This window comes from Klebsiella grimontii, assembly GCF_042137965.1.
GTDB lineage: Bacteria > Pseudomonadota > Gammaproteobacteria > Enterobacterales > Enterobacteriaceae > Klebsiella > Klebsiella grimontii.
Window position 1 is genome coordinate 1,271,151 of record NZ_CP169721.1, and the last position, 16,822, is coordinate 1,287,972.

Consider the following 16,822-nt stretch of genomic DNA (forward strand, 5'->3'; position numbering starts at 1 on the left):
AGTATGTCTTCATCGCCCAATAAGCCATGGAGACACCGCAATGACTATCGCAACAGAAAAAAACTATCCGCAGCCGCAGGACGGTGAAATCCCGCGCTTTAGCGGATTGCCGACTTTTTTCCGCCTCCCTTTCGCACCGCAGGCCGCTGAGCTGGATATCGGCATCGTAGGCGTGCCGTGGGACGGCGGAACAACAAACCGTGCGGGAACTCGCCACGGGCCACGCGAGCTACGCAATGCCTCAAGCCTGGTGCGTCGGATCCACCAGACTACCCGCCGTTCTCCCTATGATTACGCCCGCGTTGGTGACCTGGGGGATGTGCGTATCAATCCGGTTGATATGCAGGATAGCCTGGCGCGCATTGAGGCCTGGTATCGCGCCCTGGCTGAACAGCAGGTGATGCCTTTAACCGCTGGCGGCGACCATCTCACCACGTTGCCGATTTTACGCGCGCTCGGACGGGATAAACCGCTGGGAATGATCCATTTTGATGCCCACTCGGATACCAACGACAGTTATTTCGGCGGCGAGCGTTTTACCCACGGTACCCCGTTTCGTCGTGCGGTAGAAGAGGGGGTTCTCGATCCACGGCGTACGGTACAAATTGGTATTCGCGGCGCGCTGTTTTCCGCAGATGAACACTGCTGGGCGGAGGAAAACGGCATCACCATCATTCGCATGGAGCAGGTGGACGAGCTGGGTATTGACAAGGTGATGCAGCGGGCGCGCGCGATTGTCGGCGAGCAGCCTACCTATATCAGCTTCGATATCGATGTCCTGGATCCGGTCTATGCGCCAGGTACCGGAACGCCGGAAATTGGCGGTATGACCACGCTGCAGGCGCAGCGCTGCGTTCGTCAGCTTGCGGGATTGAATCTGATTGGTGCCGACGTAGTGGAAGTCTCGCCGCCCTTTGATCAGGGCAATCTCACCAGCCTGACCGGCGCGACCATGATGTTTGAACTCTTGTGCCAGCTTGCCGACGCCCATCATTGGCGCATTTCTCTATAAATAACGAGGGAGCCTTATGATGAAAAGAAATCTCTCATTGCGCTATCTCGCCACTACGCTGGTTCTGGCATCGGGACTTGTCCAGGCGGCCAATGCGGCGGACGCCACCCTGACGCTACAGCTGGCGGATACCAAATTCAGCAGCTTAATCCTCGGCGCGCTATATCACACCGGAGCGTACCCGGCAGGCGGATGCGATCCCCTATGCCAAAACCGGGGCCAATATTATGGTGCGCAGCTTATCAGACAATATCATCCACCACGCCGCCATCAACGCGTAGCGCCGCACCTGACGTCGCTGAAGCCTGTGTCGAGCAGACGTAAACCACCATATTGGCAACTTCTTCCACCGTGGCCGCGCGCTGAATCACCGAGCTTGGGCGGTTCGCCATCACGAACTCTTTTGCCAGCTGTTCCAGCGATTTCCCGGTTTTCGCGACTTCATCTTTCATCATCTCAGCAAAGCCATCAGAGATAGTTGGCCCCGGCAGCACGCTATTGACCGTGACGCCGCTTCCGGCGACAAACTTCGCCAGCCCGCGGGCCAGCGACAGCTGAGCGGTTTTAGTCACGCCGTAATGAATCATATCCGCCGGAATATTACGTGCCGATTCCGAAGAGATAAACACCACCCGACCCCAGCCTTGCTGCACCATAGCCGGTAGCAGGGCACGGGAAAGACGCACTCCGGACATCACGTTGGTTTGCCAGTAGTTTTCCCAAGTTGCATCATCGGTTTCATAGAAATCCTGCGGGCCGTAAATACCGGCGTTATTCACCAGAATGTCGACCCCGCTCACCGCCTGCACCAGCAAATTGACGCCCTCAGCGCTGCTTAAGTCGGCGATCGCCGGACGCGTTGTTGCGCCGGGAACCGCATTTTGCAAACGGGCGAGGGCCGCGCTCACGCTACGCTCGCTGCGACCATTAATTATCACTTCCGCGCCGCTGGCCGCCAGACCTTTGGCGATGGCGAAACCAATACCGCCGGTAGAGGCGGTGACCAGTGCGACTTTCCCCGATAAATCAATATTCATGCTGACAGCCTTATTTTTTGTCGGACAGACCATTAAGCGTAGCAGCGGATATGAGACTATTGACGTTTTCGGGCTTAATAACCGCTCTGTTTGTTCACCAGGTTTTTCAGCGGCAGCGCCTGCCGCAGCCGCTGGATGTTGTCCAGCAGCTGGCGGGCAATCACCTCCGTCTGCGCGATGGAGGCCATATGCGGAGTGATAACCACCTGCGGATGTTGCCATAGCGGGTCTTGCTGGGGCAGCGGCTCGACGGGGAAGACGTCAAGCAGCGCGCCGGAGAGCTTGCCGCTATCCAGCGCCTCGAGCACGTCCCGATTCACCATATGCTCGCCGCGGCCGCAGTTAATCAGCGCCGCACCGTCGGGCAACTGCTGCAGTAAAGGATGGGCGAGGATGCCTCGCGTCTGCTCGGTTAACGGCAGGACGTTGATCAGCGCATCCAGTTGGCCAAGGAATTCGCCGGCCTGCGCCTCCCCGTGGTAGCAGCGCACGTCGGTAAGGGCTTTTTCGCTACGCGCCCAGCCGGAAACCCGATACCCCAGCCCGGCCAGCTGCGAGGCGATATAGCCGCCAATTTCGCCGAGGCCCATGACGCCAACGTGATAATCGGCTGCCGCTCGCTGTGGATACATTTTCCAGACGCGCTCGCGCTGGTGGGCCAGCGCCCGGTCAAAGCGCCGCTGAAACCACAGCACGCCCCACAGCGCGTATTCAAACATACCGTGACGAAAATCTTCATCCACCACCCGACAGAGCGGAACATCGCTGGCGAAAACGCTGGCGGGCAAATGGTCGACGCCGGCGGATGCGGCCTGGATCAGCTTCAGCTGAGGCGAGCGCGCCAGCAGCTGCGGGTCGGGAAACCAGCAGCAGGCGTATTGCGCCTCGCGGGCGGCGGGGTCCTCTGGCAGAACCGCTTTCACTTGCGGAAACAGCGCGAGCGCGGCGCAAATTTCCTCGCTGTACTGAGGATCGTTACAATCCACGACGATGGTTAACTGAGTCATAGGCATTAGCTTTTATAAGAAGTATCAAGACGATCGAGGCGGCGTAGCCACGCCTGCCACACCAGCTGGCGTTCATGTTCAACCCCCATCAGCTGCTCGCAGGCGTGTCGGCTCAGCGGCTCAGGTATCGTATGAATGGGGCTGAGCGGCGCCAGCTGCGCGGCGGCCATCTGGATCTCGCAGGCGCGGTTCAGGTAGTACATGATATAAAACGCATCGGCGACGGTGCGCCCGACCGACAGCAGGCCGTGGCTTTGCAGGATCATGGCGATGTTCTCGCCGAGCGAGCGCTGGATCCGCACCCGTTCATCGAGATCGAACGCCACGCCTTCATAAGGATGGTAGCCGACGCGTTGATAAAATTCGGTGCTGATTTGGTTAAGCTGCAGCAGCCCGTCTGCGCAGGCGGCAACCGCCATCCCCGGCAGCGTATGGGTGTGGATCACGCAGTGGGCGTCTTCGCGGGCCATATGGACCGCGCTATGAATCGTAAAGCCCGCCGAGTTCGCCGGGGCGCTGCCTTCGACGACCTTACCCTGCATATCGACCACGATTAAATTGCTGGCGGTGACTTCGTCAAACATCATGCCGAAAGGGTTAATCAAAAACCGCGGCTCGCCGTCGCCGGGCAGGCGTACGGAAAAGTGGGTATACAGCGTGTCTTCCCAGCCGAAGAGCGCCGCCAGACGATAGGCGGCAGCCAGCTGCTGGCGTAGTTCCCGTTCAGTTGCCATTTATTGCACTCCCATAAATTCACGAATGCGGGTCAGCGACGGATCGGCGACATCGTTACGAATGCGCTGCGGCGGCATATCGCTCTGCACGACGCCGTTTTCCATCATCACCACCCGGTCAGAAATTGATAAGGCGAAGTCCATCTCGTGGGTCACGATAATCATCGTCATGCCTTCGCGGGCGAGGGACTGAATGACCTTCAGCACTTCGCCAACCAGTTCGGGGTCCAGCGCCGACGTGGGTTCATCAAACAGCATGATGTCCGGTTTCAGCGCCAGGGCGCGGGCGATGGCTACGCGCTGCTGCTGGCCGCCGGAGAGCTGGTACGGGTACTTTTCGGCGTGCGCCAGCAGACCGACGCGATCCAGCAGCCACAGCGCCTGCTCCCTGGCGGCGGCGCGGTCAAGCAGCTTGTGATAGAGCGGGGCGAGCATCACGTTATCCAGCACCGTGCGGTGGGGAAACAGGTTGAAGCCCTGGAACACCATGCCGATGCGGCGTACGCCCGCGCGCATTTGCTGTTTATCGACAACGGATGCGCCTTTCAGATAATCCTCGCCGTAAAGAATGATCTCGCCACCGTCGATGCTCTCAAGGGCGTTAATCGTGCGGATCAGGGTGGTCTTGCCGGAGCCGGACGGGCCGATGATGCTGATCACCTCGCCGTTTTCCACTTTCAGGTCGATGCCTTTCAGCACGTGGTGCTGGCCCCAGGATTTTTCGATGGCATGGAGATCCAGCGCTGGCGGGTTGCCGCTGGCGGCCTGCGCTTTTTGCATCTGTACCGGCGGCTTCAGGTTCTGGCGCAGGGTTGCGCATTCACTCTCATTGAGCGTTTGCGGACGCTTACGTTGAATATCCAGCAGGTTTTCCAGCCCCCTGAACAGCCAGGTAAACACCGTCACCACCATGACGTAATAAACGGCGACCGCCAGCAGCGTCTCCATGACGAGGAAATTCTGCGCATACAGGCGCTGGCCGGTCAGCAGCAGTTCCGGCAGCGAAATCACCGACAGAATCGAGCTGAGTTTGATGATGGTGATGTATTCGTTAATCAGGGTGGGCAGGGAAATACGAAACGCCTGCGGGATAATAATTAAGCGCTGAACGCCGATAAAACTAAAGCTTAAGGCATGGCCGGCTTCGCTTTGCCCTTTGGCGACCGAAAGCAGTCCGCCGCGATGGATTTCCGCCATATAGGCCGCTTCGGTCACCGTCATCGATACCAGCCCGGCAATAAACGGAATGCCGAGCAGCGGTTGGGTGGCCGGAAACAGCTGCGGCAGGTTATAGACAAAGACCAGCAGGACCATCAGCGGCACGCTGCGGAAAAACCAAATATAGAGTTCGACGGGAACCTTCAGCCAGCGCGGGCCGGAGAGCTTAGCGCAGGCTAAAAGAAAACCTAATATCAGGCCAATAAACCAGGACAATGAACTGACGACAACTACGGTGACACACGCCTGCCAGAATGCCCCAACGCTAAATAATGAGAAAAAGTATCCCCAATCGAACTCCATACCGACTCCCGTTTCATTATTGTATTAGTTGATGCTTTCTAAGTTGTATTTCTTGATGATGGCGTCGTATTTGCCATTGGCTTTAAGGGTGGCTAACGTTGATTTAATGGCCTCGGCCAACTCGGTATTGCCTTTGGCGACGTAAATTCCCAGCGGCAGCGGATAGACCAGGCGGTTTGAGCTAATGGCCAGGCGACCGCGGCTTTTTTCGACGATAATTTGCGCCGCCGGGGCGATTTCTAACTGGGCGTTGATATTTTTCGACAGCAGGGCCTGGGAGGCTTCCGGCGCGGTCGGGAATTCCTGAATACTAATGGCCGGTTTGCCGTTTTTCAGACAGTACTCGTCGGAGTGCGTTTTCAGGCTCGAAACCCAGGCGGTACCCGCCTGCAGTCCCACCTTCACGCCGCACAGTTCGTCTTCCGTTTTCGGCTGAATAGTGCTGTTTTTTAGCGCAATGATTGACGCGCCGGACAGGGCATAAGGGATAGCGTCCGCCTGCTTCTGGCGCTCGGGCGTCACGTACATACCGGAGATCACCGCATCGTATTTTTTACCGATGCCTAAGATCAGACTGGTGAACTTCGTGTCGATAAGCTGCGGTTTGGCCTTCAGATGCTCGGCGATCAGCGCCGCGAACTCCGGGTCGATACCGACAATGTTGTTATTGCTGTCGTAGGACTCAAAGGGCGGATAGGTCACCTCCATCCCCACTTTAAATACGCCCTCGGTCAGCAGCTCTGCGGCCTGAGCCAGCGGTGAAAAACAAGCGGTGACGGCGATGGATAAAGCCACACGGCGCGAGAGTTTTTTTAGCGTTTTGTTCATCATTTATCCTCACGGGTTATTTACGGTTTTTTGCTGTGCTTGTTTTTTCAGATGACCAAAGGTGTTAGTGCCGCGGGCGCGTTCGGGGAGCTGGAGCTCGCCTCGGGTGACTTTCTCGCGCAGGTAGCGATAGGTCTGTAACGCCTGGCTCCACATATGCTCACCAATGCTCAGTTCTTGATACTCGCTGGCTTCGCCTGCCTCAAGGAAGCCCGGCAGCGGGCGGATCAGCGTGTGGTAGTCGCAGGCGAAGAACAGCGGGAAGGAGTAGCGCTCCTGCGGCACCTTGCGTACGCGGTGTGCAGTTGCAACAAATGTGCCAGCGCTCAGGACTTCGAGCATGTCGCCGATATTAATCACGAAAGCCTCTTCTCCGGTCGCGTTCTTCAGCGGCGGGGCGTCGATCCAGTCGCTATCTTCATTCAGCACTTCAAGACCCGGCTGGTCGGCGAGCAGCAGAGTGAAGCACTCATAGTCGGTATGTGCACCAATACCGGGAACGTCTTCGGCGCTGGCGTCAAAGGGGTAGTGGATCAGGCGCAGCTTCGACGGCGGGCAGGTGACCATCGACCTGAAATAGCCTTCCGGCAGGCCAAGGGCGAGAGCGAAGGCGTCAAACAGGCGATGTCCAAGGGCGAAGACCGCCTCATAGTAGGCCAGCACCCGGGATTTAAACGCCGGCACGTCCGGCCACTCGTTGGCGCCAATCAGCGGCGTTTTCGCGATGACGTACGGGTGGTCGTCAGCGGCCTGAAAGCCGATATCGAACGCTTCTTTGTGATCCGGCTTGCCAGAGCCGTAAATCTCTTCGCCTTCCGGAACGTAGCCTTTATGGCTTTTCGACTGTCCGATGTAGTACGCCATCTTGCGCTCCATCGGCAGGGCGAAAATCTCTTTGGCCGCCGCGCGGACCCCGGCAATCAGTTCAGGCGCGATGCCGTGGCCGGTAATGTAGAAAAAGCCGACTTCGCGGGCCGCCTGGCCGATAGCGTCGGCCACCGCCTGGCGTCGGGCGAGATCGTCGCAGGTCAGGTCGCTGATATCGATGGTCGGTAATTCAGTAAAAGAACTTTTTGCAGCGGTCATTTCTCCAGTTCCTTATTCAGTTAGCGAGGTGAATTCAACAAAATGCCGCTGTTCACGCTGGGCCATCCAGGCATTCAGCGACCACAGGTCGGCGACCGGAACGTTAGTAAACGGCAGGTGATGCAGGTAGCCATCGGGGCCAAACTCCGGCGTAAGGGTGGTTTGCTGGTAGCCGCGCCGGCGCTGCGATTGCCAGATCTGTTCCCAGAAGCGCTGTTGAAACTGCAGGGCTGACTGATATTCCGGCGCGGCGGGGTGCGGCACCTGCGGTCCCTGGTCGTAGCCGACGCGGGCCTGAATATGGTGAACCCGTTCGATAAAAGCGCTGAAGTCATCGCAGGGGTCATCCAGCAGGCGCTCGCTTACCACGATCCAGTGGCTGATATCGGCGGTAAAGCGCAGCTGCGGCAGCTGTTGAACGATCTCCAGCGTCAGCCACGGGCTATACAGCGACGTGGCGCGATGGGTTTCAAAGCTGCAGAACAGCTCATATTCGGCGGCGAGCTCATGCGCCCTGCCGAGAAAATCCACCTGCTGCGCCAGCGGCCAGCGGTCGTTACCGGCCAGCAGGTTTACGAAGCGCGGATTAAGCGCTTTTGCCGCCGCAAAACGTTCTTTTAAGCGCTCCAGGTGCTGCGCGGGCGTTTCGCTCTGAGCCGGAATGACGCCGCCGCCGCTGAAGGCAATGGCGATATACTCCAGCGCGGACGCGTCGATGCGTTGGGCCAGCGTCCGCTGCTCTTCCACCGTCAGCGGAACCCGCGCTTCAATGCCGCAGCAGCCGACGCTTTTGAGTTCGTTGACCGTTTGCTGCCACGGGGTGGTGACGCCCCACAGCGTACGAAAGACGTTAAGCTGCATGGTTTTTCCTCTATGGGTATTTCACGCCGGGGAGAACGCAGAGCATTTCATACAGCAGGTTGGCGGCCAGCTGGGATGTGTTGCCGCTGACGTCGTAGGGAGGCGAGACCTCGACCAGGTCGCAGCCTATCAGGTTCAGGCCGCGGCAGCCGCGCACGATTTCCAGCGCCTGAATCGATGTCAGGCCGCCGACTTCCGGAGTGCCGGTGCCGGGTGCCCAGATGGGGTCGAGGCTATCGATATCAAAGCTGAGATAAACCGGGCCATCTCCCATCTGCTGGCGAACCTCGGCCATTAGCGGGGCCAGGGATTTGTGCCAGCACTGCTCCGCCTGGACCAGACGAAAGCCGCGATCGACGCCCCACTGGAAGTCGCCGGCGGCGTAGCCCTGCGCGCGTTGGCCTATCTGAACGACGCGTTTGAGGTCCAGCAGCCCCTCTTCGACGGCGCGGCGGAAGGTGGTGCCGTGGGCGATCTTTTCGCCGAACATTTCATCGTTGGTATCGGTGTGGGCATCGATGTGAATCAGCCCAACCGGACCGTGCTTTTTGGTTAGCGCGCGCAGTATGGGCAGGGTAATGGTGTGATCGCCCCCGAGAGTCAGGGGGATAAGCGGAAAACTATTCAAACCGGTGTAGTAATCTTCGATGATTTGCACCGATTTGAGCAGATTGTAGGTGTTAATCGGTACGTCGCCGATATCCGCTACCGACAGAGAATCAAAAGGCGCGGCGCCGGTGGCCATATTGTACGGACGAATCATCACCGATTCGGTACGAATGTAGCGCGGCCCGTAGCGCGTTCCGGAACGTTGTGAGGTCCCGATATCCAGCGGGATGCCGACAAATGCTGCATCAAGTCCCTGTAAGTTATCAATAAATGGCAGGCGCATCATTGTGGCGCGGCCGCCAAAACGCGGCATTTCGTTGCCACCCTGCGGTTGATGAAAGACGTTATCCATTTCAGCTCCTGAATCTGACCAACAAAACTCAACAACTGGGATAGTGCGAAAGATGCGCTGGACTTTAAATCGTCTGCCGCAAATACTTAGTTCATTTATTAGTGAACTAAAACGCCATGCTTAACGACGCGACGCTTAACATTCGACAGCTCCAGGTTTTTGAGGCGGTGGCCCGTCTTGAGAGCTATGGCCGGGCCCAGCAGGAGCTGGGGATTTCCGTTTCCGCAATCAGCAATGCGATGTCGCAGCTGGAAGGCCAGCTTGGCTTTAGCCTGTGCCAGCGCGGGCGCGGCGGCTTTGCGCTGACCGAAAAAGGGCAGCATTTTTTACAGCAGGCGATCCGCGTGCTGAGTGAACTGAACGAGCTGGAGCGCCAGTCGGCGCTGCTGAAAGGCGAGCATAGCGGTACGATTTGTATCTCAACGCTTGATTCCATCGAAACGGAAACCGCGCTGTCGCTGCCGGTGGTGCTGCGCAGCTTTAGCGATAAGTTTCCCAATGTGCATATCAAGCTGATTATCCGTACCCCGGCGGAACAGCTAAACGGCGTACTGAATAACCATATCGATCTCGCTATCGGCAGCTACAACTCGCGGGTGCATAACATCATTAGCGAACCGCTCTACCGCGAGCAGCACTGGCTCTACTGCAGCGACCTGCATCCTATGTTCTTTAGCCGACAGCTCGATAAAGAGCTGATCAGCCAGTGTCCGCTGGTGACGCGCAGCTACTGGAATACCAGCGATCTGCGGCGGCGCGGCTTCAGCAAGGGCAGCGCGACCGTTGAAACCGTCGATGCGCAGCTGCTGTTGATCCTGTCCGGGAAATATATCGGCTACCTTCCCGAGCACTACGCCTGGCCTTGGATTAAGGAGAATCGCCTGCGCGTGCTGCTGCCCAATGAGTTTGGCTTTCAATCTCCCTTCTCAGCGATATGCAAACGCGGGCGCAGCAATGAACCTTACCTGAAGGAGTTTCGCAATCTTCTGAAGAAGAATACGGTGGCCAGACCGAAGTGGAGTGAGTGATCTTTTGGTCTGGATTTAGAAAAAACTTATGCCTGATTTGATTTGGCAAACGCCCGTTGAATATCAGGCATATAAACTGCGGTTTGCTATTAAAAATATGGATTTGAGTAAAATCTCAGATAAAAATATCGCTAGGTACCAGGATAATTCCCATCTATTAATTGGTTAAAAAATAGCCTTTTTGTGTGTTTTTTCTGAATTAATGGCAAATCTAACGACTGGCGTTGTTTGTTAAAATTTTTTCTGCTGGAATCGACAAATATATTTTTTGAACTTTTTTTCTAATGGATGGGAAAATGATAAGAAATAGATTATTAGCATTGGTGTGCATTTCTGTCGGTTTATTACAGGGGTGCGCTAATGTTAAAAAACCACAGAGCGCGCTAATAAAAAAAGATGTGATGCAAAATGAACAGCCGGCTCAGATTCCTGCCTTACAGCAGTGTATCCAGGATGTTGATGCTTTAGTTAAGCTCGATAAAAAGTTTCAGCAGGATTCAAACGAGCTGTATGGTTTAATCAACGACGCTAAGTTTTATGCTTCTGTTTCAAGCCAAACGTCGGCCAGCGTAAAGTCAACGATTACTCCACTTTTTGAATACAAGATAAATGATAAGTGTAATAGTATTTCGCAGAAATTAATTAAAGAGTTCGAAATCCGGGCAAGAAAAGCCGAACTTAAGAATGGGCTGGCCAGATGATGTACCATAAGGGGGAATTGAATATATATAATCTTCGCGGTCTTGCGATTTTATTGTCTCTCTTTACCCTTATTATGATGTCTCCCGCTCGTGCTGAGAGAGGAGATTTCCTTGATAATATATCGAAACTCGAAATCAACAATCCGCCGGCCTCAGACGCCGCCAGCGGGGATTCGGCGTCGGCTAAACAACATAACGATAGCCGTGATAAAAAAGCACCGCAAAAGCAGGACGTCGTCAGAAAGAAAGTGAATCAGACGAAAACTGAAAGTACGCTTAGCGCTTTGCGCAAACAAAATGCGGAGCTGAGCGCTGCGGCCAAAGCGGCGGAGAAAAAGCTCGATGAAACGACGCGCCAGCTGTCGGCGCAGATTGCCGCGCTGAAAGCGCAGCGTGGGCAGCAAGAGAGCGGCGATCCTGCCGCCGCTAGCGCGCTGATGAAGAAAAACGCCGAGCTGACCGCCGCCGCCGACGCGGCGCAAAAAAAGCTGGATGACACGACCCGCGACCTGTCGGCGCAAATTAGCGCATTGAAGGCTCAGCATGCGCAGCGCGAAAGCGGGCAGAAAACCGCGCTTGATGCGCTAACGAAAAAGAACGCCGAGCTGGCCGCCGCTGCTGCTGCCGCGCAGAAAAAGCTCGATGACACGACCCGCACGATGTCGGTGCAAATCGCCGCGCTGCAAACCCAGAAGGAGCAGGGGGAGAGCCTGCAAAAAACCACCATCGATACGCTGATGGGAAAGAATCTGGAACTTCGCGCAGCAGCAACAGCGGCGCAGAAAAAGCTGGATGAGACCACCCGCACGCTATCGGCGCAGATTGCCGCGCTGAAAACTGAGAACACGCAGGGCGAAAGCCAGCAAAAAACCGCTCTTGACGCGCTGTCGAAAAAGAACGCTGAGCTCATCGCGGCGGCTGAAACGGCGCAGAAAAAATATGATGCTTCAGTCGCTGCGTTGAATGATAAAAATAAAGAATTACAGTCTACGCTCGATAGCCTGGCCATCAAGCAAAGCGATGTAAACCTGGCGGATAAAAGCAACAAAAATGCCTATGCGCTGGGTGTTTTCTACCTGACTCAGGCGCTATCCGATGTGAATAAAATGGCCGACAATGATGTCAAACTGACACCTTCAGCGTTGGTTTCCGGGTTTAACGATGCCTATAATAAAAAACTTAGAATGCAGGAAAACGAAATTGAAAGCATCGTCAACATGCTTAACGAAAAACTATCGTCTAAGTACGTTGATATGGAAAAAAGAATCATGGCTAAAATCAAAAACAAAAAATATGAGGTTTTGCCTAATGGCGTCTATTTTGTGATTGATAAAAAGGGGAAAGCTCCGTATAAGCAGAATGAGACTTTATCCTTGAATATTCTGGAGAAAAAGTTGGATGGTACGCCGATACTTAATACGATGAATTCAACGATGGTGTACGATAAACAAACCGATCCGCTGCTGGCTAAGGTATTATCATCCGGTTTTAAAGGCGGAACGGTGACGCTGTATGGTCAGGCCGGCTCATTATATAGCACCACGCCGGCTGACGTGAATCCTGATACTTTAATCTCCATCACCTTCGAGTTAATGCCCTAAACGATAAATAGCGAGTTCCGGCCGGATTTACGCATCCGCAAAGTCATTGCCCGTATACGAAATGTTTGCAGTCACGCGCCTGGGACGGATATTGCTTCTGTAACAATCGCCTGGCGGGCAGATTATTACCCAGCGCGCATTTAACCGGTCGCTTCCAACTGCAGTAAATCCATCAGATATATGAGGTTTGAGTCAAAGGCGTTAGGGTAGGCACCGAAGCTCTGTTTGGTTTGTTGTTTGGTCAGAAGTCGGTAGTAGCGGAACTGCCAGAGCTTACTACCGCTGGACTTGATTAATAGGGTAATTCCGTCACCATCATACTGCTGCTAATCATCATATTTAGGTTTGGCGGCTTTGGTTTCCGTATCAGTTAACGGCTTGGTTTTCTTGCCATGGGGAGTCTCCATGCGTTTAGGCCCAACGAAAACAATAGAGCTTTGCGTTGGGCCTACCAATGGGATTAAAAGGTTCAGATTTAATTAGTTGGCATCAGACTTCGCGGGACAAATTCAAGGCACAAAAAAGCCCGCAGGGCTTGCGCCGTGCGGGCTCTTAGGACTTCATCGGATGACTCTGGTAATCACCAATGGAGAATTTTGGTGGGCTGGCGGAGTCTGAATGAATCATGTAACCATTTAAATTTAAATGATTTTAATGTATTCAACTTTCATTTGTGTACCTAAGCGTGTACCAATTATGGAATGTCATAGCATTCTTACCTATCTAAAGTTGTCGATTGCTCTTCTTCCTGATGATTTTTCTGTATCTACAAAGGCTAGAGAAAAAGTTTTTTTGGTGAAAACTGTTCACTGAGAGTTTTTGTTATTTATTTTCATGGTGTTAGCGTGTGAATACTCCGTGAACAGTGAACACTTTACTGTTCACCTCCGCTGGTTGTAGGTGCAAGCGTTATAGTCTGCTGTGAGCGAAAAACAGAAGTTCGAATGATTATTACACTTTCAAACTTTAAAAATGTCTTATCGTTTTAACGCATGGAAACTGTGTCAGAGATATATAATTTTTAATTGTCTGAACTTGGTTTTGGGATTGTAGACATCAAAACTTCAGGGTAGGCGACTTCCTGTTTTACTCGCCTCCATTCAGCACCTAAAATGGCTTCAGTATATGTTTGTGCTTCACCAATCAGCCTAATCATTTCTTTGAGTTGAAATTGGGTTTCAGTTGGCGTTCTTATTCCCTGGTAATTGCCTATAGTAGACCTAATATCTACTAGGCAATCCCTAAGCATGATGTGTAGTTTCTCTTGCGGGTTTAGCCTGAACATAATGCGGGTATGTCGTTCCTGATGTTCGCGGTCTCGCGCTCCGTTGTCAGGTGAGAATGCATCAGCCGCTTCTTGATAAATCCCTTCAGCCTTAATTTGGTCTACTTCTCCATTTGCATCAGTTGCATCTTGCATAACGCGTAGCTTTGCACGATCACGCATAGCATCCCACTTCCAGATAATCTCTTGCGATAAAGCCAGGTGAAAGGCCATGTCAGTACGCAGTTCATCAATCCACTTCTGTCGTTTGTCTGCAATAAATGACGCTGTTGAACGATGTGAGACTAGGTGCTGCAGATCAAGTTGTTTTGTAATCTGTTTTCGAGCCAGATAAGCGATTAATAATTGAGCTACGACGCCAATACCGGCAACAGTGCTGGCAATAATTGCTGACAATACAGGAGCGGTTAATGACATTTGATTTTACCTCAGGTAATTGTCTAAACTCCGACAGATATTGTTCGAATATACCGCGGCAATCTTATCAAACTCAACAGGCATCTTGCCTTGGACCGTTAACGTCAGCGTTAAGAAAAATGGCATTGTCTATTTTAACGCTTGAGTGTTATCTGAGTAGCTCAACTTTGATTAAGATAGATTGATTTGTGGCATGTCCGCTTTTGGCACTGAGCGGTCTGATCATTTTGGAGGGGAAAAAGTTTTTTCTGGAAAAACTGTTCACACTGTTCACTCGGTATTTTTATTGTTTATTTTCATGATGTTATCTTGTGAATACTCGGTGAACAGTGAACACTTTACTGTTCACTCGGCCCGGTATGCAGGTAAAAAAAAGACCGGCTGCTGCCGGTCCGGGTAGGTTATATCGCGGTGGGTTCGTCGCACTTCGGCAGCCAGTCGGCGTTGCTTTCCTCCCTGAGGGTGAGATTGGTCTGCATGCCCTGATTTGTGCGGCGCTTCTCGTAATTCAGACCGTACTCTTTCAGCATGGCTGAGAGCCCCTTGCCGAACATGGTCAGGCTGAGCGCGTTCCTGTAGCCGTGGGCCTCCATGTACACCAGATAGGCGTGATACAGATACAGGCGCGGCTGGCGCGGGATAATATTGGCGTTCCCCATATACATCCCGTCCGGCTCCGGCAGCGCTTCCAGATAGCCGCAAAAATCAAAGGTCGGGTCAGCGTCGCGCTTGATGCTTAGTGCCTCGTCGGAGTTCTGCTGCGACTGGAGCAGTGAACGGGCACTCATCGGGTCGCTGAACTGCTGCATTAACTGGCGCACAATCACGGCCAGCTCGCGGGCGATTTTATCCCTGAGCTGCGGGTCGCGCTCCTCCGGGGCTATCTGCTCCGGGAAGTGGATAATCACCCGGCGACGTGACACGCCGCCGCTGCGGTCGGTGAAGCGCATCGGGTTATTGTTCACGGCCAGAATCACCGCCGGGATATGCGTTGAGTACGGGTTCTGGTATTTCGGGTCGACCGACACCGCATCGCCGCCGGTGATGGCCTTGAGCCCCGCACCGTCACCACTCCATTTCTCCTGGTCAGGCAGACGTATCAGCGAGAAGCCAATCAGGGAGGCACGCTTACGCGGGTCTTCCAGCGTGTCGATATTCGCCGATGTGGCGTTATCCTCTCCGGCCAGCATCGTGGCGATTTCGGCCAGAATACTTTTCCCGCTGCCACCGGGGCCGGTCACTTCGAGAAAGAGCTGCCAGTCGTAGCGGTTCGCCAGCACCATAAACAGCGCGGCCAGAATCACGTCGCGTTTTGTCGGGTTGCCACTGGCCGCCCGATCGAGCCAGCGCCAGAAGTTAGGCGCATGGGTTTCCAGCGTTTCCCCTTCTACCGGCGGAGTAAAATCCACGTCGCACAGCGTGCGAAGCCAGTGCGATTTGCTGTGCGGGCTGAACAGGCCGCTCTGGGTATCGAGTACCCCGTTGCGAAAACCAATCAGACGGCGTGCCGGTGCGGCCTGCTGAGGAATAATCAGCTTCAGCGTCTCCACCACTGAGGTGATTCTCCCCGACGAGAACGGGGCGCGCAGGCGCTGGAAAAGCCCTGCTACGTCGCGTTCGAAATTGGACGGCTGAATGACTTTCCATATCCCTGCTTCATAACGGGACAGGAGCTGGCCGTTCGCATCCACCGCCAGCGCTTCGCCGTAATGCTCATGTACCCGCCAGGCCTTGTCGCTGGCGCTCATGGCGGTAAATTCCGCCTCGCTCATGGTATCAAACGGACTTTGCGCCGGTGGCCGGATGGCGTCATAAATCGCTTTCCGCGTGACCTCCTCGCCGTGCTGCATAAACGCATCATTCCAGTCGCCGAACACCGGCGGCAGGGCAACAACGCCCTCACAGGCGTCTGCGGCCACAGCGGCTTTACTCTGGCCGTCGCCGTTAAGGTCACGGTCGGCGGCGAGGACAATCTGACAGGCCGGGTGTTTCTGACGGGCCAGGCTCGCCAGAGAAAGGAGGTTCACGGACGACAGCGCCACCATGACGGTTTCGCCGGTCAGGTGATGCACAGTTAGGGCCGTTGCATAACCCTCCGCTATCCACAGGCGTTTCCCGGCCTGTTTCTGCCCGTCGATGAGATGACATGCTCCTTTCACCTGCCCGCCTTTCAGGGTGCGCTTGAGCCCCTCAGCATTAATAAACTGGAGGTTAACCAGCGCGCCGGACTCGTCATACAGCGGCACCACCACATCACCGGCGCGGTAGGCCACGCCGCCGGTTTTGTGCGGCGTGGTCAGCGTCAGACACTCCCGGGCGGGAAGGCCCTTGCGGGTCAGGTAGGCGTTGCCGGTGGCCGGGCGGGTTTTCTCCATCAGCCTGACGGCCAGCGCAGTGGCCGCTTTACGGTCGGCCTCTGTTCCGGCCTCTGCGGCTGCCACCACCTCCGGGGCCACCGGCGGCATATTGCCGGTGACGGCGTTCACCTTCCCGGCGGCCTCGGATGCCGACATGCCGAACACCTTCTCAACCAGTTTCAGGCCGTCACCGGCGCCGCACTGGTTACAGAACCATGTGCCACGCCCCTCTTTATCGTCAAAGCGGAACCGGTCAGCGCCCCCGCACACCGGACAGGCCTGATGGCGGTTTTTTATCACTTTCATTCCCAGCGCCGGAAGAATGCGCGGCCAGTGGCCGCACGCCTGTTTTACGGTGTCCGTTACGTTCATTTTCATGGTTTTCT

Annotated in this window: 14 protein-coding genes and 2 pseudogenes; 5 read left to right on the forward strand and 11 right to left on the reverse strand. The window is 54.9% G+C overall.

Annotated features, from left to right (window positions below):
- Window positions 1–40 precede the first annotated feature (40 nt).
- Both speB (ACE3MN_RS06160) and ACE3MN_RS06165 read left to right on the forward strand, forming a co-directional pair.
- Window positions 41–1,012, forward strand: coding sequence for an agmatinase (gene speB, locus ACE3MN_RS06160; RefSeq protein ID WP_024358403.1), 972 nt, complete (start codon window positions 41–43; stop codon window positions 1,010–1,012).
- 19 nt (window positions 1,013–1,031) lie between these two features.
- A pseudogene (locus ACE3MN_RS06165) lies at window positions 1,032–1,242 on the forward strand (ABC transporter substrate-binding protein); the annotation flags it as partial.
- 12 nt (window positions 1,243–1,254) lie between these two features.
- Here ACE3MN_RS06165 and ACE3MN_RS06170 read toward each other — a convergent pair.
- The 8 genes from ACE3MN_RS06170 to speB (ACE3MN_RS06205) all read right to left on the reverse strand — a co-directional run bounded on the left by ACE3MN_RS06170 (window position 1,255) and on the right by speB (ACE3MN_RS06205) (window position 9,047).
- Complete coding sequence (locus ACE3MN_RS06170; RefSeq protein WP_004135085.1) at window positions 1,255–2,049, reverse strand: SDR family NAD(P)-dependent oxidoreductase; 795 nt, start codon at window positions 2,047–2,049, stop codon at window positions 1,255–1,257.
- A 74-nt stretch (window positions 2,050–2,123) separates the two neighbouring features.
- Window positions 2,124–3,056: a glyoxylate/hydroxypyruvate reductase A gene (locus ACE3MN_RS06175; protein WP_024358402.1), complete on the reverse strand. Its 933-nt coding sequence runs from the start codon at window positions 3,054–3,056 to the stop codon at window positions 2,124–2,126.
- A gap of 5 nt (window positions 3,057–3,061) precedes the next feature.
- Window positions 3,062–3,790, reverse strand: coding sequence for a class II aldolase/adducin family protein (locus ACE3MN_RS06180; protein WP_004135089.1), 729 nt, complete (start codon window positions 3,788–3,790; stop codon window positions 3,062–3,064).
- On the reverse strand, window positions 3,791–5,311 hold the full coding sequence (locus ACE3MN_RS06185; protein WP_004135091.1) for an amino acid ABC transporter permease/ATP-binding protein: 1,521 nt from the start codon (window positions 5,309–5,311) through the stop codon (window positions 3,791–3,793).
- 24 nt (window positions 5,312–5,335) lie between these two features.
- Window positions 5,336–6,139, reverse strand: a complete 804-nt coding sequence (locus tag ACE3MN_RS06190) for an ABC transporter substrate-binding protein (RefSeq protein WP_024358401.1) — start codon at window positions 6,137–6,139, stop codon at window positions 5,336–5,338.
- A gap of 9 nt (window positions 6,140–6,148) precedes the next feature.
- Complete coding sequence (locus ACE3MN_RS06195; RefSeq protein WP_064343110.1) at window positions 6,149–7,225, reverse strand: isopenicillin N synthase family dioxygenase; 1,077 nt, start codon at window positions 7,223–7,225, stop codon at window positions 6,149–6,151.
- Window positions 7,226–7,237: 12 nt separating this feature from the next.
- Entirely contained in the window at window positions 7,238–8,086 is an 849-nt protein-coding gene (locus tag ACE3MN_RS06200; RefSeq protein ID WP_098140276.1) for a sugar phosphate isomerase/epimerase family protein, read from the reverse strand.
- Window positions 8,087–8,096: 10 nt separating this feature from the next.
- The gene (gene speB / locus ACE3MN_RS06205; protein ID WP_004135100.1) at window positions 8,097–9,047 is read right to left on the reverse strand and encodes an agmatinase; all 951 of its coding nucleotides are present in this window, start codon (window positions 9,045–9,047) and stop codon (window positions 8,097–8,099) included.
- A gap of 116 nt (window positions 9,048–9,163) precedes the next feature.
- On the opposite strand from speB (ACE3MN_RS06205), the gene ACE3MN_RS06210 reads away from it, so the two are divergent.
- From ACE3MN_RS06210 to ACE3MN_RS06220, 3 genes are all read left to right on the forward strand, one after another.
- Window positions 9,164–10,075, forward strand: a complete 912-nt coding sequence (locus ACE3MN_RS06210; protein ID WP_004135102.1) for a LysR family transcriptional regulator — start codon at window positions 9,164–9,166, stop codon at window positions 10,073–10,075.
- 296 nt (window positions 10,076–10,371) lie between these two features.
- Window positions 10,372–10,776: a hypothetical protein gene (locus ACE3MN_RS06215; protein ID WP_049085044.1), complete on the forward strand. Its 405-nt coding sequence runs from the start codon at window positions 10,372–10,374 to the stop codon at window positions 10,774–10,776.
- 248 nt (window positions 10,777–11,024) lie between these two features.
- Window positions 11,025–12,377, forward strand: coding sequence for an FKBP-type peptidyl-prolyl cis-trans isomerase N-terminal domain-containing protein (locus ACE3MN_RS06220; protein ID WP_257999603.1), 1,353 nt, complete (start codon window positions 11,025–11,027; stop codon window positions 12,375–12,377).
- Between the two features lie 203 nt (window positions 12,378–12,580).
- On the opposite strand, the pseudogene ACE3MN_RS06225 reads toward ACE3MN_RS06220, so the two are convergent.
- The 3 genes and pseudogenes from ACE3MN_RS06225 to ACE3MN_RS06235 form a co-directional block, all read right to left on the reverse strand.
- Window positions 12,581–12,784, reverse strand: a pseudogene (locus ACE3MN_RS06225) (integrase arm-type DNA-binding domain-containing protein); the annotation flags it as partial.
- A gap of 614 nt (window positions 12,785–13,398) precedes the next feature.
- The gene (locus ACE3MN_RS06230; RefSeq protein ID WP_375364310.1) at window positions 13,399–14,079 is read right to left on the reverse strand and encodes a hypothetical protein; all 681 of its coding nucleotides are present in this window, start codon (window positions 14,077–14,079) and stop codon (window positions 13,399–13,401) included.
- A 401-nt stretch (window positions 14,080–14,480) separates the two neighbouring features.
- Window positions 14,481–16,814 carry a primase-helicase zinc-binding domain-containing protein gene (locus ACE3MN_RS06235; protein WP_375364311.1) on the reverse strand — a complete coding sequence of 778 codons (2,334 nt, stop codon included), beginning with the start codon at window positions 16,812–16,814 and terminating at the stop codon, window positions 14,481–14,483.
- Between the last annotated feature and the right edge of the window lie 8 nt (window positions 16,815–16,822).